Source organism: Histidinibacterium aquaticum, assembly GCF_008710275.1.
In the GTDB taxonomy this organism is placed as follows: domain Bacteria; phylum Pseudomonadota; class Alphaproteobacteria; order Rhodobacterales; family Rhodobacteraceae; genus Oceanicola; species Oceanicola aquaticus.
This window is the reverse complement of record NZ_VYQE01000001.1, coordinates 841,703-859,703: the sequence shown is the minus strand read 5'-3', so window position 1 is coordinate 859,703 and position 18,001 is coordinate 841,703. Positions and strand designations below refer to the sequence as shown.

Sequence of the window (18,001 nt, the reverse complement as noted above, 5' to 3'; positions counted from 1 at the left end):
GGAAATCCCGGCGGATCAGCCCCCTCGGACGCCGCGGCTCGACGGTGGCCCTGACGAGCTGAAAAGCTTCGCCTGCCGGCAGGAAGTCAACCGCACTGAGAACCGTCTGCAACATCGGCGTCAGAATAGCAGATTCGAACGGCGGCCATACGCTTTTTGACATCGCAGGGGCGCTCTACAGCCCCTTTCGCCGAATAGATTGCGGCGGCTCTCGGCGGTTGCCCAATTTCTGGACATTTGCCGCCCGAACCGGATCGCTACTCCTCTTCGTCGCCGCCGGAGAGGGCCCGGATTCCGGCCATGCCGCTCTCCCCGAGCGCGACGCTCGCGAAGGGCCCGCCGAGCCGCATCTGCGCAAGGTCGGTCGGGTCGGGCTGCGCCTTGGCCAGGAGCGTCTCGGCCCAGTCCTCGGCGTTGTCGCGCGGGCGGTAGCCGAGGAAGTGCGCACCGTGATCCTTGATGGGCGAGCGGTCGTTGTTGGAGACGCCGAAGGCCACGGCGAAGCCGGTGGTCGGCGTCTCGACCGCTCGCGTCACGAGCTGCGTCAGGTCGCCGTAGCTGAGCCAGGTGCCGAGCGCACGGGCGTTCTGCGGCTCGGGCGTGCAGGAGAAGATACGCAGGCACACGGCTTCGAGACCGCGTTTCTCCCAGTACATCCGGCCCATGTCCTCGGCGAAACACTTGGCGAGCCCGTAGAAGGTGTCGGGCCGATGATGCGCTGTGACGTCGACATCCGCGTTGTTCTCCCAGAGGCCCACGGCATGGACCGAGCTGGCGTAGACCACCCGCCGCAGTCCGTGCTGCGAGGCGGCCTCCCAGACATTGTAGGCGCCGACGTAGTTGGGGCCGAGCAGCTCGGGGAAGGGCTTCTCGTCCACGACAGCACCGAAGTGGACGACCATCTCGGCGCCCTTCATCAGCGGCTCGATCTCGTCGAACTTCGCGAGGTCGGCCTGGACCCAGGTCTCGTTGGGCAGGAGCGACTCCGGCTGGGCGGCGATGTCTGTGGAGACGAGCTCGTCCGCCGAGCGCGAGAGCGGCTCGCGGAGGACGGTGCCGAGGGCGCCCGCGGCGCCGGTGAGGACGATTTTCTTCATGGGTATCCCGTCAGATGACGGCCCGCTCGAGCAGGGGCCGGTTTTCGAGCACACGCTCGACGGAGAGCGGCGAGAGGTCAAGGGACCGGTAGCCACCGTGGACGATCAGCTCTGCCAGGCCCCGGCCCACGCCTGGCGCCTGTTGCAGCCCGTGGCCGGAAAAGCCGTTCGCCATCAGGAAGTTGGGCATCTCCGGATGGGGGCCCAGAATCGCGTTCTGGTCGAGCGTGTTGTAGGCGTAGTGCCCGACCCAGCCCTGCATCGGCTTGATCCTCTCGAAGGCGGGGATGCGGGCGGCGAGAGCGGGCCAGATCTTTTCCTCGAAGATCGCGTGGTCCTCGATGAAGTCGTCCGGCTCGACCGCGATGTCCTCGTCCGGCGGGCAACCGGTCATGTAATAGCGTCCGTCGGAGCGGACGTGCACGCCGGAGGGGTCGATGGTCAGCGGCAGCGGCCGGTCCAGCGGTTCGGCCGCGTCGAAGACGAAGGTGTAGCGCTTGCGCGGCTCCACGGGCAGATCGAGCCCGGCCATGCGGGCGGTGATCGCCGCGCGGGGGCCGGTGGCATTGACCACCATGCCGGGGGACAGCGTCTCGCCTGAGGCGAGCGTCACTCCGGTCACTCGGTCGCCGTCGATCTGGATGCCGGTCACGGTGTCCTCGATCCAGCGTGCCCCCTGTGCCTTCGACTGCTTTCGGAAGGTCTCGAAGATGGCGTGGCCGTCGAAATAGCCCTCGTCCCGCGTGCCATGCGAACCGAGCACCAGATCGGAGGTTTCGTAGAATGGGAAGGCCTCCGCGATCTCTGCCGGTGTCATCAGCCGCGTCCCTGCGCCGAGCGAGGCCTGCAGCGCATGGGCCGCGCGCAGGTTCTCCGCCGCAGCCTCGGAAGTGGCGAGGTAGAGGTAGCCGAACTCCTGCAGCGCGATTTCCGGCGCCTCGGGCCCGGCCCAGCCGCGGAAGTCGCGCAGGAAGGCGGCGGTGAACTGGCTGAGGCGGATGTTGATCTCGGTCCCGAACTGCTGGCGAAGACAGGAGTTCGTATGCGTGGTCGAGGCCGTCGCATAGGTCGGGTCGCGCTCGACCACGGTCACTGTGCCGGTGAACTCCGGGTCGCGTGTCAGCCACCACGCGATCGAAGCGCCGATCATGGCGCCGCCGATCACCACCACGTCAGGATGGCTCTCAGGTGTCGAAAGGGTGGGGGGCATCTGCGGTCCGTCCCGGTGGCTCTTCGGGGCGACCCTAGACCCGTCGGACGACAGAGGCCAAGGGGCCCCGCGCGGCAGGCGCGCGGGGCGGGATCGCTCAGGCGCTCACGTCGAGCGCGCCCTCGTGGGCGAGGTAGACGTGGCCGTTCGCGGGCAGCTTCAACGTCGTGCCCTCAAGCGTGGCGTTGTGGGGGCCCTCGATCTCTGCCCCGTCGCCCACGGTGAGCGTCGTGGGCGTCTTGGACAGGTTGAACACGCAGGTCAGCGCATGGCCGTCGTGGCTGCGGCGGAAGGCGAGGATTGGTTCCGGCAGGTCGAGGAACTCCGTCTCGCCCCGGGTCAGAGCCGGGTTGGCCTTCCGGTAGGAAATGGTGCGCTTATAGGCTTCCATGACGCTTCCCTGGCCCTGCTGGTCCACCGCGTGGATCGCCTGGGCGGGCTTGACCGGCAGCCAGGGCGTGCCGCTCGAGAAGCCGGCGGCGTTTTCACCCGCCGCCCAGACCATGGGAGTCCGGCAGCCGTCGCGGCCCTTGACCTCGGGCCAGAAGCGAAGCGCCGGAGGATCGGTCAGCTCTTCGTACACGAGATCGGCCTCGGTCTGGCCGAGTTCCTCGCCCTGGTAGATGCCGATGGTGCCGGGGAAGGACATGATCATCGCGACCGCCTGCTTGGCCAGCACGGTCTCGTCCTCGGCGTGCTTGCTCCAGCGCGTGACGTGGCGCACGACGTCGTGGTTCGAGAAGGACCACTTCGGCCAGCCGTCGGGGGCGCCGTTCTGGAAGCCCGCGATGCAGCGGCGGAAGTGTCCGGCCGAGAAGTTCGGCCCGAGCATGGCGAAGGAATAGGCCATGTGCAGGCGCTCGGTCCCGGCGGTGTACTCGGCCATGACCTCGATCGAGCGGTCGCCGTCCTCGCCGACCTCGCCGACCATCATGATGTCCTCGTACCGGTCGCAGAGCTCGCGCATGCGTTCGAGGAAGGCGAGGTTCTCTGGACGGTTCTTGTCGAAAACGTGCTTTTGCCAGCCGTAGGTCTCGGTCGGCGTGGAGTCGATCTTTTCGGGCTCGAAATCCCCCGGCGGGTTCGAACGCAGCTCGGGGTCATGGAAGTAGTAGTTGACCGTGTCGAGACGGAAGCCGTCGAGGCCCCGGTCCAGCCAGAACTTCATCGTCGAGAGCAGCCAGTCCTGCACCTCGGAATTGTGGAAGTTGAAGTCGGGCTGCGAGGTCAGGAAGTTGTGCAGGTAGTATTGCCGCCGGCGCGGCTCCCATTCCCAGGCCGAGCCGCCGAAAACCGAGGCCCAGTTGTTTGGCGGTGCGCCGTCGGGCAGCGGGTCCGCCCAGACATACCAGTCCGCCTTCGGGTTGTCGCGGGAGCTGCGGCTTTCCTCGAAGAAGGGATGCTTGGAGGAGGAGTGCGAAAGCACCTGGTCGACGATGACCTTCAGACCGAGCTCGTGCGCCCGGGCGATCAGCGCGTCGAAATCCTCGAGCGTGCCGAAGAGGGGGTCGATGTCGGTGTAGTCCGACACGTCGTACCCCATGTCCGCCATCGGCGAGGTGAAGATCGGGCTCAGCCAGATCGCGTCGGCGCCGAGCTCGGCGACGTGCGGCAGCCGGCGGGTGATCCCCTTGAGGTCTCCGATGCCGTCTCCGTCATCGTCCTGAAAGCTGCGGGGATAAATCTGGTAGATAACTGCGTCTCGCCACCATTCGCGCATGGAGGACCTCCGGTCGGACAGGGATGCGTTGCAGCGCGCCTAGCAGAAGGCGCGGGACCATTCAAAGCGTTTTGGACAGGGGTTCACGAAGGTGCGCGCTCCGGGTGCGCCATCCTGTCCCGGCCCTTTTCCTGCCGGTCGGCCAGCCAGGCCAGCAGGTCGTCTGGCGGCATCGGACCGGCGAAGTGAAATCCCTGAACACCGGAACAGCCGGCCTGTTCCAGCAGAGCGCGTTCCCCTTCGGTCTGGACCCCTTCGCAGAGGACCTCGATCCCGAGACCCCGGCAGAGCGCGAGGATCGAGGTGGTGATGATGCGCAGCTCCTCGTCCCGGTCGAGGCCCGCCACAAGCGAGCGGTCGATCTTGACCCGGTCCACGGGGAATCGACGCAGGTTGGCGATGGCGGCATGTCCGGTCCCGAAATCGTCGAGCTCGATGGAGAACCCCGCGTTCGACAGGCGGTGGACGTTCTCCACCACGTTCGCCACCCGCTCGTCGAGCAAGGTGCTCTCGAGGATTTCCAGCACGAGGTTCTGCGGTGCGAGGCCGGCGCACTGCAGGTGCCAGGAGATCTGGTCGAGCAGGCGCGGATCGGACAGCCGCATGGTCGAGAGGTTCACGCTGACCCGCGGCTCGCCGATTCCGGCCCCGCGCAGGGATCTGGCGGCGGTGCAGGCGAGCCGCAGGACCTCGCTGTCGATCGAGTCGATCAGCCTTGCCGTCTCTGCCGCGAGAAGGAACTCGTCCGGTCCCAGCAGGCCCCGCTCCGGGTGGTGCCAGCGCATCAGTGCCTCGAAACCGGTGACGCGGTCGCCGGTGATGTCGAACTGGGGCTGCAGCCAGATGCGGAATTCCTGCCGGTCGAGGCCGGTCTTGATCTCGTGACTGAGTTGCGCGGCGGCCCGGGCGGCGTCGCGCATGCCCGGGCGGAAGATTACGTGTCGGCCGCGACCGCCCTCCTTGGCGTGCTTCAGCGCGATGTCGGCGTCGAGCAGCGGTGTCTCGTGACAGTGCGTCTCCCCCGGACCGGGTCCGGGGCCGCTGATGGCAATGCCGATGCTGGCGCCGACGTGGCAGGTCTTGCCGTTGAACCGGATGGGGCGGGACAGTTCCTCGACCAGGCGGGTGGCGAAATCCGAGAGCTCCGCCTCCGGACCCGCATCGCGGCAGACGACGACGAACTCGTCGCCGCCCACACGGGCGACGATGTCCGCGGACCGGGTCTGGCGTCGAAGGACCCGCGCGGCGTGGATGAGGACCGCGTCGCCCGCGTCGTGGCCGAGCATGTCGTTCACGCTCTTGAACTTGTCGAGGTCGATGTGATGGACCGCCAGCCGCTCGCAGTGGTCGCGGGCGGCGGCGATCTCTTCGAGCCGCGCGGTCAGGCCGCGGCGGTTGAGCAGCCCGGTCAGAGGGTCGGTGTCGGCGGCCTGGCGCAGCTCCCTCTCGCGGGTCTTGTTCTGCGTGATGTCGATGCGCAGGCCCACCCGTCCGCCGTCCGGCGTCCGCCGCTCCAGTATGCGCAGCCAGCGGTTGCCGGGCAGCTGCTGCTCGACCTCCGTCTCTGCCAGCCTGTGTGCCGCCAGACGTTCGGCCAGCCAGTCGTCTTCGCGGCCGAGCGCTTCGGGGTACTGGCCGTGGACGAGGCCATGGCGCAGGATCTCTTCGAAGGTGGCGCCCGGAACGATCGCCTCGGCGCTTTCGGCGTAGAGCTCCTTGTACCGGTCGTTGCAGACCACCAGCCGGTCCTGGGCGTCGTAGAGGACGAAGCCGTCGGGCAAGGCATCGATGGCGGTTAGCAGACGGTCCCGGGCCGTGCGGGCGTCGTCGCGTGCCTGCTTCAGCTCAGTGGCGCTGCGACAGAAGGCGAAGAGCAGGCCGGGCCGCTCGCTCGCTTCAAGGGTGACCTGGTAAATGACCGGTGAACCGTCGGAACGGAGGACCCGGGTCTCCAGCGTTTCGAGCGACCCCGGGGCGGCGGAAATCCGGCGCAGTTCCTCGAGGCCGGCACCTTTGCCAAGATCAGGCATGGTCTTAGAGAGCGCGCGCCCCTCCAGCCACTCGGCCTCGTGGCCGGTCAGGGCGCAGTAACCCCGGCTGGCCACATCGATGCGGCCGCTTCCGGCATCGATGATCAGCGCCTCGATGGCCGACTGGCGCAGACCGTCGAACTCCGGCCGCTCCGCCGAGGCGGGCTTCGGCAACTTTGACATGTGGCTGGCCAGTCCCGACGTTTCTATTTGTGTCTGCCACCGACGAGTTAATTTCCCGTAAACGGCTGCCACCCGTCGCGCTCGCTTCGTCCGTGGTGCGTTCACGAATTCTTAGAGACCTCCAGCGATGGTCCCCGAAGGATGAACGCACGGAGGTCCGCGATGCTGCCCGAATCCCACCTGGAGGTTCCGCTGCCCAGAGCCGCGCCGGAGGCCGGCCCGTCCCTCACGGCCCTTGTCCTCGACGACAACGACATCGACCGGATGCGTCTGCGCAAGCTTTGCCAGAAGGCGGGGATGCTGCTTGAAGTCACGGAGGCCGCTGATCTCGACGAGTTTCGCGCCGCGCTCGACGAGGCGCCGTTCGATCTCGTCTTCATCGACTATTGCCTCGGGCCGGACACCGGTCTGGATGCCCTTGGCGAACTCGGGGCGCACCCGGACCAGACAGGGGCCGTGCCGATCATGGTCACTAGCATCGATCGGTATGACGTCGCCGTCACGGCGATGCGCCGTGGATGTGCGGATTACATCGCGAAGGACGACCTCAACGTCGATCTGCTGCGCATGTCGGTCACGCGTGCCTTCGAGCGGCGGGCGATGCTGGCGGCGCTGAGCGAATCCCGCGTGCTCCGGCGCACGCTCAAGGGCACGATCACCCGCTTCTCCCGATCCTGCGGACCGGAAATGCGGATGGTTCTCTCGGGGATCCTCAAGCAATCGCGCGGTCTGCGCCAGCAGGACGATCTCGATGCCGACATGCGGTCCCGGCTGACGGTGCTCGAACGAAGCTGCACCGACGTAGTCACCTTCCTCGACGACCTTGCGACCATGATCGAACGGATCGGTGACGAGGCCGACCCCGAGGGGCCGAGCCGTCGGCTCAGCTGACCTCCCTTGTCCGGGCCCGAGGATCGCGCCAGTCTTCGCGTCATGTCCGGTAGCGTTGATCCTCCAAGCTTTCGCATCCGCGTGATCTTCGGCCCCGGCAGCAGGATGGGACCGGGCAAGGCCGATCTGCTGGAGGGTATCGGAGAAACCGGGTCGATCGCAGCAGCCGGACGGCGGATGGGCATGAGCTACAAGCGTGCCTGGCAGCTTGCCGAGACGATGAACTCGATGTTCCGGAGCCCCCTGATCGAGAGCAGCCGCGGCGGTCCGGGCGGGGGAGGTGCCCGGCTGACGGACGTCGGCCGGCGGGTCCTGGACGAATACCGCGCGCTGGAGCGTGCGGCGGGCGCGGCCGGCGGCGCCCACGCCGAGGCCCTAAGGGGCCTCTTGCGGACCTCCGGCGACTAGGGGCCGGAATCGCTTGCACAAAGACTTGCACAAAGACCGGTGGCGAGGCGATATTTCCGCTCGACCATATCGGAGACCGAAATGCGACTGCTCCTGGCCCTCTGCCTGGTCCTCTTCGCAACCCGACCCGCCGCGGAGGAGATCACGGTTTTCGCTGCGGCGAGCCTGCAGACGGCCCTCGATCCGATCGCCGAGTCCTACGCGGCGCGGACAAATGATGAAATCCGCATTTCCTATGCGGGCTCCTCGGCGCTCGCGCGGCAGATCGAATATGGCGCTCCCGCGGATATCTTCGTTTCGGCCAACTCGGACTGGATGGACCTGCTGGACGAGCGTGGCCTGCTCGCACCGGGCACGCGCCGAGACCTGCTTTCGAACCGCCTGGTCCTGATCGGCGCCAGGGACGCGGAACCGGTGGACATCGGCCCCGACCTCGCACTGGCCGAGCTCCTCGGCGAGGGACGCCTCGCCATGGCGCTTGTCGACGCGGTCCCTGCCGGCATCTACGGCAAGGCCGCCCTGACATCGCTGGGTCTCTGGCCCGAGGTCGCACCTCGGGTCGCACAGGCCGACAATGTCCGGTCGGCACTCGCCCTTGTGGCCGCCGGAGAAGCGCCGCTCGGGATCGTCTACGCGACCGACGCCATGGCCGACCCACGGGTCGCGACGCTCGGCGTCTTCCCCGACGAATCCCACCCGATGATCGTCTATCCCGCCGCCGCGACCGCAGACGCCAGTCCCGCGGCGCTGGCCTTTCTCGACGCACTCTCCGGTCCGGAGGCGGCGACCCGCTTCGAGGCGGCAGGCTTCACGGTGCTGCCCCGGTGACCTGGCTCGGGCCGGAAGAGTGGGAGGCGGTCGCCCTGTCGCTGAAGGTCTCTCTCTGGGCGACGGTGGTGAGCCTGCCGCTGGGTATCCTCACCGCCTACGCACTCGCCCGGTGGCGGTTCCCGGGGCGGCAGATCCTGAACGGATTGGTCCACCTGCCGCTCATCCTGCCCCCGGTCGTCACGGGCTACCTCCTGCTGCTGACCTTCGGGACGCAGGGACCACTCGGCGGTCCGTTGCAGGAGATCGGCATCGTCTTCGCCTTTCGCTGGACGGGTGCCGCGCTGGCGGCCGGGATCATGGCCTTCCCCCTGATGGTCCGGGCGATCCGGCTTTCGATCGAGGCCGTCGACCCACGGCTCGAGGCGGCGGCGACCACGCTTGGCGCGGCGCGGCCGATGGTCTTCCTGACGGTCACGCTGCCGCTGATCCTGCCGGGCGTGCTGGCCGGCGCGGTGCTCGCCTTCGCGAAGGCGATGGGCGAGTTCGGCGCCACGATCACCTTCGTCTCGAACATTCCCGGAGAGACGCGCACGCTTTCCACGGCGATCTACGCCTTCCTGCAAATCCCGGGGGGCGACTCCTCGGCCCTGCGCCTCGTCGTGGTCTCGATCGTGATCGCCATGGGCGCGCTCATGCTGGCGGAGTGGCTGTCAGTCCGGGTGGCGCGGCGGGTCTCCGGCCGATGACGCTGGAGGTCCGAATCTCGCGCCGGTTGCCCGGCTTCGTCCTCGACGTCGACTTCGAGGTGGCAAGCGGCATCACGGTGCTGTTCGGACCGTCAGGGGCCGGAAAGACGAGCGTCGTCAACGGCGTGGCCGGTCTCTCCCGGCCCGACGAGGGACGTATCGTGTCGAACGGTCGGGTCCTGCTGGACACGAAGCGCGGCATACAGGTTGCGCCGCACCGCCGCCGCATCGGCTACGTCTTCCAGGAACCGCGCCTGTTTCCCCACCTCTCGGTGCGAGGAAACCTGCGCTACGGACAGCGCTTCGCGGGACGGCGAGGACGCCCTGGCGATCTCGACGCGATCACGGAGGTTCTCGGCATCGGCCCCCTGCTGGACCGGAGGCCGGGGGCGCTGTCTGGCGGTGAGAAGAGCCGCGTTGCGCTGGGCCGGGCGCTGCTGTCGTCGCCCGACCTGATCCTCGCCGACGAGCCGCTCGCCGCCCTGGACGCGGCGCGCAAGGCGGAGATCCTGCCGCTGTTCGAGCGCCTTCGCGATGACCTCGGCGTCCCGGTTCTCTACGTCAGTCACTCGGCCGAGGAGGTCGCCCGGCTTGCGACGACGGTGGTCGCCCTCTCGCGCGGGCGGGTGATCGCGCAGGGTCCCGCGCTCGAAATCCTGGGGAACCCGTCGGTGACGCCGGTCGGTCCGCGCGCGGCGGGCGCGGTGCTGGAGGCGCGCGTCGCGGCGCATCACGCTGACGGTCTGACGGAACTGGACGCGGGAGGCCTGCCGCTCTTTGTGCCGGGCCACGCGGGGAAGGTCGGGGCTCAGACCCGGCTGCGCATCGCGGCACACGACGTCATGCTCTCGCTCGACCCACCGGAGCGGATCTCGGCGCTCAACGTCCTGCCCGGGCGGGTCGAGACCGTGACCGAGGCGGAGGGCCCCGGGGTTCTGGTCCGTCTCGAGACGCCGGCCGGGCCGGTGCTGTCCTACGTCACGCGCCGCTCGGCCTCCGCGCTGGGGCTGAAGGAGGGTCTGGGCTGCCACGCCATCGTGAAGACCGTCACGCTCTGAAAGGGCGGAAAAACCTCTCTCGACAATGGGTTGCAAAACCGCCGTCCGCCTTGAGCCTCGGCTGCAAGAGGAACATCGCCGCTCGACTGCCGTTGGATCGGTAGCGCCGGGGAGGGCGTGCGAATGCCCAGACACCTGTTCACACTCTCGATTCTATGCACCTTTATCGCGCTCGCCATTGCCTTGGGCGCCTTTCTCGGGACGACCATCGGGTCGTCGGGCCGAATCGAAAGCCTCTGGCTGGTCGCTGGCACGGCGCTCATTGCGGCAACGAGCCTCCTGGTGCGCTTGAAGTGGCTTCCGTGGAGGCTTGAGCGTGTCCTGCTCGTACTCGTCGCGGTCGCTCAGGCGGTTGCGATCTGGGCAGCCTGGGTCGCGGGATCTTGGCCCTTGGCCATCGCCATGGGGGCCGCGCTGCTCCTCCTGCTCGCTTCGCTGATCGGCACGCGCGCCGCGGGGCTCACGAGTTCATCCGAGAGCTCGAGCCGGGGCTGACTCCAATTTGCGGCTGTAGATGTCCCAAGGCGAGCACCGGAACGCGCAGGTAAGCCAACTGACGAAAGTGCCGGAGCCAGGTGGTTATTTCCATGGGGGATTTGGTGGAGCCTAGGGGAGTCGAACCCCTGACCTCTTGCATGCCATGCAAGCGCTCTCCCAACTGAGCTAAGGCCCCGCCTTGGTGTCGCGACCCTGTCGCAACGTGCGGCTCTCTACGCCGCGGCCCGGGGGAGATCAAGGGAAAATCCCCGCCTCCCCACAGGAAAATCAGTCTTCGCTGTCGTTGTCCGAAACGTCGGCGAGATCGTCCAGCGAGACGGTGTCCTCGTCGTCGTCGTCCTCGAGGACGTCGTCGCCGAGATCGGCGTCATCATTGTTGTCGTCATCGTCGAGGACGATGTTCTCGTCATCCTTGTCGGACTCTTCCGACTTCTTGGACTGGGCGTCCTCGGCGTCAGCGACCATCGTCCGGGTCTTCCCGGTCTCGATCTCGACCACTTCGCCCGTGTAGGGGCTGATGATCGGATTCGCGTTGAGGTCGTAGAAGCGCTTGCCCGTGGTCGGGCAGACTCGCTTCGTTCCCCACTCTTCCTTGGGCATGTCGGTTCTCGTCCTTCGATGCGTCTTGCAGCGGAATGCGTCCCCCTGCCATAAGGCCGGGGCAGTGTCAAAACCTCGCGCCGCGGTGCGACGGGAAAGGCGGATATGGGCGATACCCTCCGGCTCGGCAACCCCCCGATTTCCATCGCGCTGCGCCGGTCGGCGCGGGCGCGCCGGTTGAGCCTGCGCGTCTCGCAGCTCGACGGGCGCGTGACGTTGACCCTGCCGCGCGGCGTGACCCAGAGGGAGGGGGAGCGGTTCGCGCGGGAGAAGGAGACCTGGCTACGCGGTCACCTCGGCCGGATGGGCGCGCCGGAGCCGCTGGAGATCGGCGGCACCGTTCCCTTCGAGGGTCGGGCGCACACGCTCGAGGCGGCCTCGGTCCGGGCCCCGCGGGCAGAGGGGGAGCGGTTGCTGGTCCCGGGCGATCCGGACCAGCTGGGACGGCGAGTTTCCGCCTTCTTCAAGCTCGCGGCGCGGGAGCGGCTCGCGGAGGCCTCCGACCGGCACGCGGCGGCGCTGGGCCGCCGGTACGGACGGATCACGCTGCGCGATACGCGGTCCCGCTGGGGGTCCTGCTCGTCCGAGGGCAACCTCATGTATTCCTGGCGGCTGATCATGGCCCCGCGCGAGGTGCTCGACTACGTCGCCCTGCACGAGGTCGCGCACCTTGCCGAGATGAATCACGGTCCCCGCTTCTGGGCGCTGGTCGAGTCCCGCTGCCCCGGCTGGAAGGCTCATCGCAACTGGCTGCGCGACAATGGGCCGGCCCTGCACCGCGTTTCCTTCGGCGCTTGACCCGGCGCGCCGGTCGACGGCTAATCCCGTCATGCTGCTGACGCCCCGCCCTTCGGAACCTGCCGCGCCGACCGGAGCGGCCCATGACCGGGTCTACCGGGCCCTGCGCGGGCGGATCATGCATGGCGAAATCCTGCCCGGCGCGGCGCTGACCCTGCGCGGGATCGGGCGGGACTACGGGACCTCGATGACCCCTGCGCGCGAGGCCGTGCGACGACTCGTGGCCGAGGGGGCGCTGTCGCTCTCCTCCTCCGGACGGGTCGCGACCCCCGAGCTCACCGACGACCGGATCGAGGAACTGGCCTCGATCCGCGCGCTGCTCGAGCCGGAGCTGGCGAGCCGGGCGCTCCCGCGGGCGCACCTTGCGCTGATCGAGCGGCTGCAGACCATCAACGAGCGGGTCGCGCAGACCGTCTACCGGCACGACGCGGCCGGCTACATCCGGCAGAACCTGGAGTTTCACCGCACGCTCTACCTCCGCGCCCAGGCACCGGCGATGCTCGCTATGGCAGAGACCGTCTGGCTCCAGCTCGGGCCGACCATGGCGGCGCTCTACGGGCGCCTGCAGAGGACCGAGCCCCCCCACAATCACCGCCTGATCCTGGCGGCGCTGAGGGCAGGGGACGAGCCCGGGCTGCGGCTCGCCGTGCGGACAGATGCGACCCAAGGCCTGAGGATGCTGAAAGGCTGACCCATCACGCGGCGTGAAGCACGGGCACACAAATCGGCGTTTCCGCGGGAGGTCGCCGCCCGGCTAGGGTTCGCGGCATGACCTACGACCTTCATATCGGCGACCGCCTGCACTCGAGCTGGTCCCTGCGCGGCTGGCTGGCCTTCGCCAAGTTCGGCCTCCCCGTGCGGTGCCACCTGATCCCGCTCTATTCCGGGGCCTTCGCGGAGGGGCTGGCCCCGCTCGCCCCCGCGCGGCTCGTTCCGGTGATGCAAACACCGGAGGGCGAGGTGATCGGCGACACGCTCGCCATCGCCGAGACCCTGGCCGAGAGGCATCCCGAAGCAGGCCTCTGGCCCTCCGATCCCGCCGCGCGGGCGCGGGCCCGGTGGCTGGCGGCAGAGATGCACTCGGGTTTCGACGCCCTGCGCTCCGCCTGCCCGATGCACTTGGGCCACCGGTGGGAGGGCTTCCGACCCGGGCCGGAGGTTCTGGCCGATCTCGGGCGGATCGAGGAGATCTGGACCGCCGCTTTCGACCGGTTCGGCGGGCCCTGGCTCTGCGGCGACTACTCGTTGGCGGATGTCTTCTATGCGCCGGTCGCGACGCGGATCGTGACTTACGGTCTGCCGGTTTCGGAGAGGGCAGGGGCCTATGTGGACGCGCATCTGAGCGACCCGGCCTTTCTCGAATGGCGGGCGGAGGGTCTGGCCGAGAACCGCCACGTCCCGCACTACGACATGGACCTGCCGAAAGCCCCCTGGCCCGGTTAACCGTTCCGAAACCCCCGGGCCGTTAACCCTGTCCTCGCCAAGCAGGGAGCGGGCGATGGTGACGACCGTCCACACGGTCGCCTTCGAGGGGATCGAGGCGCGCGACGTCGAGGTGCAGTGCGCACTCGCGCCCGGCATGCCGGCTTTCACCATCGTGGGCCTGCCGGACAAGGCGGTCTCCGAGGCGCGGGAACGGGTCCGCACGGCGCTCGGCGCCATGGCGATCGCCCTGCCGTCGAAGCGGATCACCGTGAACCTCTCGCCGGCGGACATGCCGAAGGAGGGCTCGCATTTCGACCTGCCCATCGCGCTGGCGCTGCTGGCCGAGATCGGCGTCGTCCCCGCCGACAAGGTCGCGGAGGTGACGGCTCTTGGCGAGCTGTCTCTCGATGGCAGGCTCGTGGCGGTCGTGGGCGCGCTGCCCGCCGCCATGACCGCTGCCGCGGGCGGGCGCTCGCTGCTCTGTCCGGCGGGATGCGGTGCCGAGGCGGCCTGGGTCGGCGCCTGCGACGTGACGGCGCCGGGGAGCCTGGCGCAGGTGATCGCCCACATGACCGGGCGCACCCCTCTCGACCCGGCCAAGCCCGGAGAGGTGACCGGGACCGGCGGCGGTCCGGACCTCTCCGAAGTGAAGGGGCAGGAGCGGGCCAAGCGCGCCTTGGAGATCGCAGCGGCAGGCCGTCACCACCTCCTGATGGTCGGTGCGCCGGGGTCGGGAAAGTCGATGCTCGCCGCGCGTCTGCCGGGGCTCCTGCCGCCGCTGGAGGCCGCCGAGGCGCTTGAGACCTCGATGATTCATTCACTCGCCGGGCTGCTTGACGAGGGCGGCATCTCCCGCGTGCGCCCCTTCCGCGAGCCGCACCACACGGCGAGCCAGGCCGCCATCATCGGCGGCGGTCGCGGTGCGAAGCCGGGCGAGATCAGCCTCGCCCACAACGGCGTGCTCTTCATGGACGAGTTTCCGGAGTATCCGAGGCAGGTGCTGGAGACCCTGCGCCAGCCCATCGAGACCGGGGAGGTCGTCGTGGCCCGGGCCAATGCCCACGTCAAGTATCCCTGCCGATTCATGCTTGTTGCCGCGGCCAACCCCTGCAAGTGCGGCTACCTGGCCGATCCCGCCCGCGCCTGCGCCCGGGTGCCCCAGTGCGGCGAGGACTACATGGGGCGCATCTCCGGGCCGCTCATGGACCGGTTCGACCTTCGGGTCGAGGTGCCGCCGGTGGCCTTCTCCGACCTCGATCTGCCGGCCACGGGAGAGCCGTCATCCGGCATCGCCGCACGCGTGGCCACGGCACGCGATATCCAGGCGAAACGCTTTGCAGGTCGCGACGGCATCCGCGTAAACGCCGACGCGAGTGGCGCCGCCCTGGACGAGATCGCGACTCCCTGCGCGGAGGGAAAGACCCTGCTCAACCAGGTCGCCGAGCGCTTCGGTCTCTCGGCAAGGGGGTATCACCGCGTCCTGCGGGTGGCCCGGACCATCGCCGACCTGGAAGGCGCAGGGAACGTCGCCCGCACCCATATCGCCGAGGCCGTGAGCTTCCGGCTCAGCTTCGGCACCGAGGCCTAGCTGCCCCGGTAGGTCGAGTATCCGAACGGCGAGAGCAGGAGCGGGACGTGGTAGTGGGCCCGTTCGTCCATGACGAAGCGGATCACCACGTCGTCGAGAAACCCGCCCGGCTGGTCGGTGCCCCGGTGATATTCGCCCGCGTGAAAGACCAGCTCGTATTTTCCCGGGGTGAAGTCGTCCTCCGGCAGGATCGGGTGCCCGGTCCGCCCGTCGGCGTTGGTCAGCATGTCCGCCAGCGCCGCGCGGCCGCCTGTCAGGCGAAAGAGCTCCACGCGCAGGGCCTCGGCGGGCACGCCACGGGCGGTGTCGAGGACATGGGTCGTCAGGTAGCCGCTCATCTCGTCTCCTCTCGGTCGCCTCCCCATGTCGTCCGGCACGGTGCGGGAATGCAAGGGGACTTGCGGAGCCCCGCCTCAGTCGCAACAAACGCCCCATGCAGAGATATCCCCGCGACATGCTGGGCCACGGCCCCGACCGCCCCGACCCGAAGTGGCCCAACGGCGCCAAGGTCGCCGTCCAGATCGTGCTGAACTACGAGGAGGGCGGAGAGAACTCCCTGCTGCACGGCGACGGCGCCTCGGAGGCCTTCCTGTCCGATATCGCGGGGGCCCAGCCCTGGCCGGGGCAACGGCACTGGAACATGGAGTCGATCTACGAGTACGGCGCCCGCGCCGGGTTCTGGCGGCTGCACCGGCTCTTCACTGGCCGGAACATCCCGCTCACGATCTACGGCGTCGCCACCGCCCTCGCCCGCTCGCCCGCCCAGGTGGAGGCCATGCAGGACGCCGGCTGGGAGATCGCGTCGCACGGGCTCAAGTGGGTCGAGCACAAGGACATGCCCGAGGAGGAGGAGCGCGCCGCCATCGCCGAGGCGATCCGCCTCCACACCGAGGTGACCGGCGAGCCGCCGCGCGGCTGGTACACCGGCCGGTGCTCGGTCAACACGGTGCGGCTCGCCGCCGAGACCGGGACGTTCGACTACATCTCGGACACCTACGACGACGATCTGCCCTACTGGACGCGAGTCGCCGACCGCGACCAGCTGATCATTCCCTACACGCTCGAGGCCAACGACATGCGCTTCGCCACCGCGCCGGGCTGGGTGACGGGGCAGGACTTCGGTCAGTACCTCTGCGACGCCTACGACGTGCTGCTGGCGGAAGGCGAGGCGGGTCGACCCGCGATGATGTCGGTGGGCCTGCACTGCCGCCTCGTGGGGCGTCCGGGCAAGATCGCCGGGCTCATCCGCTTCCTCGACCACGTGGCGGAGCGAGGCGGCGCCTGGTTCGCCCGGCGCGACGAGATCGCGCATCACTGGGCCGAACATCATCCCCCCCAGGGAGGCCTGCGCCCCTCGGGCATGAGCCGCGACATCTTCGTCGAGACCTTCGGAGGCATCTACGAGCACTCGGCCTGGGTGGCGGAGCGGGCCTTCGAGCTGGAGCTGGGGCCGGCCCACGATTGCGCGGCGGGGATGGCGAACGCGCTCGCCCGGGCCTTCCGGACAGCCGGGATCGAGGAGCGGATGCAGGTTCTCAAGGCGCACCCGGACCTCGCGGGCAAGCTCGCCGCGGCCAAGCGTCTGACGGCGGAGAGCACGGCGGAACAGGCCTCCGCCGGGCTCGACGCGCTGACCGACGAGGAGCGCGAGCGCTTCACCGAGCTCAACGACGCCTATGTCGCGAAGCACGGCTTCCCCTTCATCATCGCGGTGCGGGACCACGACAAGGCCGGCATCCTCGCGGCCTTCGAGACTCGGGTGGCCAACGATACCGAGACGGAGTTCGTGACCGCCTGCCGTCAGGTCGAGCGCATCGCGCGTCTGCGCCTCGGCGCGCTCTTCGGCTAAGGCGTCTCGTTCGCCGAGATCTCGGACCAGCGCTGGCCGTCCCATCGAAGTTCGGTGAGGGAAAGCGGCTCTAACGGCTGCGCCAGCACCTCGCGCGCCGCGCCGCCGCGGGCCGCGTGGAGGCGGGTGAGGATCACGCCAAGGTGGGCGACGACGATCATGTCCCGGCCGGGATGCGCTTGCCTCAGGTCCGCTACGACCCGTTCCACCCGGGCTGCCGCCTCATTCCAGCTCTCGCCGTTGGGCGGGGCGCAGTCGCCGGGCTCGTCCCAGTATCGCCGGGACAGCTCCGGGTTGCTGGCGCTGACCTCGGCGAAGCCCTTGCCATCCCAGTCGCCGAAATCGAACTCCCGCAAGCCCGGCCGGTCGGGCAGGCGGTCGCGCCCCTGCGCGATGGCGTCGGCGGTGGCCGAGGCGCGCGTGAGGTCGGAGGCGACGACAAGCGCACCGGAGGGGAGCCGCTGGCGGAGTCGCTCGAGAGCCGCGAGGTCCGACAGGTCAGCCGGCACGTCCCGGTGACCGGTGAAGGCACGCTGATGCGTGGGCCCGTGCCGCACCCAGAACCACCGGCTCATGGCAGGGAGCCCTTCAGCACCAGCGGCAGCCCGGCCATGACGGCGACCACGAGGTCGGCATCCGCCGCCACCTGCTGGTTGAGTCGGCCCTGCGCCTCGCGGAACGCGCGGGACATGGCGTGTTCCGGGACGATCCCCTGGCCGACTTCGTTGGAGACCACGACCACCGGGGCGCGGCAGCCCGCCACCGCCCCGAGAAGTTCTTCGCCGGCCGTGTCCAGTGGTGCGTCCGCAAGAAGCCTGTTTGTCAGCCACATCGTCGCGCAATCGAGCAGAACGACAGACCCCGGTTCGACCTCGGACAGGGCCGCCGCCAGATCCCGGGGCGCCTCGACGGTCATCCAGCCATCGCCCCTCGATTCTCGGTGCGCCGCAATTTTCTCAGCCATTTCAGCGTCGAAGGCCTGAGCGGTCGCCACGTAGATCGGAGCGCCGCCACTTTCCGTGACGAGTTTCTCCGCGAAAGAAGATTTGCCGGAGGCGGCGCCTCCTAGAACGAGTGTGAGTCTTTGCAAGGTCATCTGTGCAACCATATTTGATCCGACCGCGTTCAC

19 protein-coding genes and 1 tRNA gene are annotated in these 18,001 nt (G+C 68.8%); 11 read left to right on the top strand and 9 right to left on the bottom strand.

Going from position 1 to position 18,001, the window contains the following annotated elements; translation table 11 throughout:
- Nucleotides 1–257: 257 nt before the first annotated feature.
- The 4 genes from F3S47_RS04320 to F3S47_RS04305 form a co-directional block, all read right to left on the bottom strand.
- Complete coding sequence (locus F3S47_RS04320; protein WP_150443962.1) at nt 258–1,097, bottom strand: NAD-dependent epimerase/dehydratase family protein; 840 nt, start codon at nt 1,095–1,097, stop codon at nt 258–260.
- Between the two features lie 10 nt (nt 1,098–1,107).
- On the bottom strand, nt 1,108–2,307 hold the full coding sequence (locus F3S47_RS04315) for an NAD(P)/FAD-dependent oxidoreductase (RefSeq protein WP_150443961.1): 1,200 nt from the start codon (nt 2,305–2,307) through the stop codon (nt 1,108–1,110).
- Nucleotides 2,308–2,404: 97 nt separating this feature from the next.
- Nucleotides 2,405–4,027: an alpha-amylase family glycosyl hydrolase gene (locus F3S47_RS04310; RefSeq protein WP_150443960.1), complete on the bottom strand. Its 1,623-nt coding sequence runs from the start codon at nt 4,025–4,027 to the stop codon at nt 2,405–2,407.
- An 83-nt stretch (nt 4,028–4,110) separates the two neighbouring features.
- A complete protein-coding gene (locus tag F3S47_RS04305) occupies nt 4,111–6,240 on the bottom strand; it encodes a putative bifunctional diguanylate cyclase/phosphodiesterase (RefSeq protein WP_150443959.1) in 2,130 nt (709 codons plus the stop codon).
- Between the two features lie 162 nt (nt 6,241–6,402).
- On the opposite strand from F3S47_RS04305, the gene F3S47_RS04300 reads away from it, so the two are divergent.
- From F3S47_RS04300 to F3S47_RS04275, 6 genes are all read left to right on the top strand, one after another.
- Nucleotides 6,403–7,131 carry a response regulator gene (locus F3S47_RS04300; protein WP_150443958.1) on the top strand — a complete coding sequence of 243 codons (729 nt, stop codon included), beginning with the start codon at nt 6,403–6,405 and terminating at the stop codon, nt 7,129–7,131.
- Nucleotides 7,132–7,173: 42 nt separating this feature from the next.
- Nucleotides 7,174–7,539, top strand: coding sequence for a winged helix-turn-helix domain-containing protein (locus F3S47_RS04295; protein WP_150443957.1), 366 nt, complete (start codon nt 7,174–7,176; stop codon nt 7,537–7,539).
- An 81-nt stretch (nt 7,540–7,620) separates the two neighbouring features.
- Nucleotides 7,621–8,367 (top strand): molybdate ABC transporter substrate-binding protein, encoded by a 747-nt coding sequence (modA, locus tag F3S47_RS04290; RefSeq protein ID WP_150443956.1) that lies wholly within the window; start codon nt 7,621–7,623, stop codon nt 8,365–8,367.
- On the top strand, nt 8,364–9,056 hold the full coding sequence (modB, locus tag F3S47_RS04285) for a molybdate ABC transporter permease subunit (RefSeq protein ID WP_150443955.1): 693 nt from the start codon (nt 8,364–8,366) through the stop codon (nt 9,054–9,056). The genes modA and modB overlap by 4 nt, the downstream gene beginning before the upstream one ends.
- Nucleotides 9,053–10,114 (top strand): molybdenum ABC transporter ATP-binding protein, encoded by a 1,062-nt coding sequence (gene modC / locus F3S47_RS04280; RefSeq protein WP_150443954.1) that lies wholly within the window; start codon nt 9,053–9,055, stop codon nt 10,112–10,114. Before modB ends, modC begins: the two co-directional genes overlap by 4 nt.
- A gap of 123 nt (nt 10,115–10,237) precedes the next feature.
- Nucleotides 10,238–10,609, top strand: coding sequence for a hypothetical protein (locus F3S47_RS04275; RefSeq protein ID WP_150443953.1), 372 nt, complete (start codon nt 10,238–10,240; stop codon nt 10,607–10,609).
- A 102-nt stretch (nt 10,610–10,711) separates the two neighbouring features.
- Here the strand turns inward: F3S47_RS04275 and F3S47_RS04270 are convergent.
- A tRNA-Ala gene (locus F3S47_RS04270) sits at nt 10,712–10,787 on the bottom strand.
- A gap of 92 nt (nt 10,788–10,879) precedes the next feature.
- A complete protein-coding gene (locus F3S47_RS04265; protein WP_150443952.1) occupies nt 10,880–11,212 on the bottom strand; it encodes a TIGR02300 family protein in 333 nt (110 codons plus the stop codon).
- Between the two features lie 105 nt (nt 11,213–11,317).
- Here F3S47_RS04265 and F3S47_RS04260 point away from each other — a divergent pair, with 105 nt between their 5' ends.
- From F3S47_RS04260 to F3S47_RS04245, 4 genes are all read left to right on the top strand, one after another.
- Nucleotides 11,318–12,010, top strand: a complete 693-nt coding sequence (locus tag F3S47_RS04260) for a M48 family metallopeptidase (RefSeq protein WP_150443951.1) — start codon at nt 11,318–11,320, stop codon at nt 12,008–12,010.
- 31 nt (nt 12,011–12,041) lie between these two features.
- Entirely contained in the window at nt 12,042–12,701 is a 660-nt protein-coding gene (locus tag F3S47_RS04255; protein WP_150443950.1) for a GntR family transcriptional regulator, read from the top strand.
- Between the two features lie 77 nt (nt 12,702–12,778).
- On the top strand, nt 12,779–13,453 hold the full coding sequence (locus F3S47_RS04250; protein ID WP_150443949.1) for a glutathione S-transferase: 675 nt from the start codon (nt 12,779–12,781) through the stop codon (nt 13,451–13,453).
- 55 nt (nt 13,454–13,508) lie between these two features.
- Nucleotides 13,509–15,023, top strand: a complete 1,515-nt coding sequence (locus F3S47_RS04245; protein WP_150443948.1) for a YifB family Mg chelatase-like AAA ATPase — start codon at nt 13,509–13,511, stop codon at nt 15,021–15,023.
- Here F3S47_RS04245 and uraH read toward each other — a convergent pair.
- On the bottom strand, nt 15,020–15,361 hold the full coding sequence (gene uraH / locus F3S47_RS04240; RefSeq protein WP_150443947.1) for a hydroxyisourate hydrolase: 342 nt from the start codon (nt 15,359–15,361) through the stop codon (nt 15,020–15,022). The two genes, F3S47_RS04245 and uraH, sit on opposite strands and share 4 nt — an antisense overlap.
- Nucleotides 15,362–15,456: 95 nt before the next feature.
- Between uraH and puuE the strand changes: the two genes are divergently transcribed.
- A complete protein-coding gene (puuE, locus tag F3S47_RS04235; RefSeq protein ID WP_150443946.1) occupies nt 15,457–16,872 on the top strand; it encodes an allantoinase PuuE in 1,416 nt (471 codons plus the stop codon).
- On the opposite strand, the gene F3S47_RS04230 is transcribed toward puuE, so the two are convergent.
- Nucleotides 16,869–17,447, bottom strand: a complete 579-nt coding sequence (locus tag F3S47_RS04230; protein WP_150443945.1) for a histidine phosphatase family protein — start codon at nt 17,445–17,447, stop codon at nt 16,869–16,871. The genes puuE and F3S47_RS04230 overlap by 4 nt on opposite strands.
- A complete protein-coding gene (gene cobU / locus F3S47_RS04225; RefSeq protein WP_150443944.1) occupies nt 17,444–17,968 on the bottom strand; it encodes a bifunctional adenosylcobinamide kinase/adenosylcobinamide-phosphate guanylyltransferase in 525 nt (174 codons plus the stop codon). The genes F3S47_RS04230 and cobU overlap by 4 nt, the downstream gene beginning before the upstream one ends.
- Between the last annotated feature and the right edge of the window lie 33 nt (nt 17,969–18,001).

Coding starts and splice junctions, on each gene's coding strand:
- F3S47_RS04320 (WP_150443962.1), bottom strand. CDS start 1,097: ATGAAGAAAATCGTCCTCACCGGCGCCGCGGGCGCCCTCGGCACCGTC.
- F3S47_RS04315 (WP_150443961.1), bottom strand. CDS start 2,307: ATGCCCCCCACCCTTTCGACACCTGAGAGCCATCCTGACGTGGTGGTG.
- F3S47_RS04310 (WP_150443960.1), bottom strand. CDS start 4,027: ATGCGCGAATGGTGGCGAGACGCAGTTATCTACCAGATTTATCCCCGC.
- F3S47_RS04305 (WP_150443959.1), bottom strand. CDS start 6,240: ATGTCAAAGTTGCCGAAGCCCGCCTCGGCGGAGCGGCCGGAGTTCGAC.
- F3S47_RS04300 (WP_150443958.1), top strand. CDS start 6,403: ATGCTGCCCGAATCCCACCTGGAGGTTCCGCTGCCCAGAGCCGCGCCG.
- F3S47_RS04295 (WP_150443957.1), top strand. CDS start 7,174: ATGTCCGGTAGCGTTGATCCTCCAAGCTTTCGCATCCGCGTGATCTTC.
- modA (WP_150443956.1), top strand. CDS start 7,621: ATGCGACTGCTCCTGGCCCTCTGCCTGGTCCTCTTCGCAACCCGACCC.
- modC (WP_150443954.1), top strand. CDS start 9,053: ATGACGCTGGAGGTCCGAATCTCGCGCCGGTTGCCCGGCTTCGTCCTC.
- F3S47_RS04275 (WP_150443953.1), top strand. CDS start 10,238: ATGCCCAGACACCTGTTCACACTCTCGATTCTATGCACCTTTATCGCG.
- F3S47_RS04265 (WP_150443952.1), bottom strand. CDS start 11,212: ATGCCCAAGGAAGAGTGGGGAACGAAGCGAGTCTGCCCGACCACGGGC.
- F3S47_RS04260 (WP_150443951.1), top strand. CDS start 11,318: ATGGGCGATACCCTCCGGCTCGGCAACCCCCCGATTTCCATCGCGCTG.
- F3S47_RS04255 (WP_150443950.1), top strand. CDS start 12,042: ATGCTGCTGACGCCCCGCCCTTCGGAACCTGCCGCGCCGACCGGAGCG.
- F3S47_RS04250 (WP_150443949.1), top strand. CDS start 12,779: ATGACCTACGACCTTCATATCGGCGACCGCCTGCACTCGAGCTGGTCC.
- F3S47_RS04245 (WP_150443948.1), top strand. CDS start 13,509: ATGGTGACGACCGTCCACACGGTCGCCTTCGAGGGGATCGAGGCGCGC.
- uraH (WP_150443947.1), bottom strand. CDS start 15,361: ATGAGCGGCTACCTGACGACCCATGTCCTCGACACCGCCCGTGGCGTG.
- puuE (WP_150443946.1), top strand. CDS start 15,457: ATGCAGAGATATCCCCGCGACATGCTGGGCCACGGCCCCGACCGCCCC.
- F3S47_RS04230 (WP_150443945.1), bottom strand. CDS start 17,447: ATGAGCCGGTGGTTCTGGGTGCGGCACGGGCCCACGCATCAGCGTGCC.
- cobU (WP_150443944.1), bottom strand. CDS start 17,968: ATGACCTTGCAAAGACTCACACTCGTTCTAGGAGGCGCCGCCTCCGGC.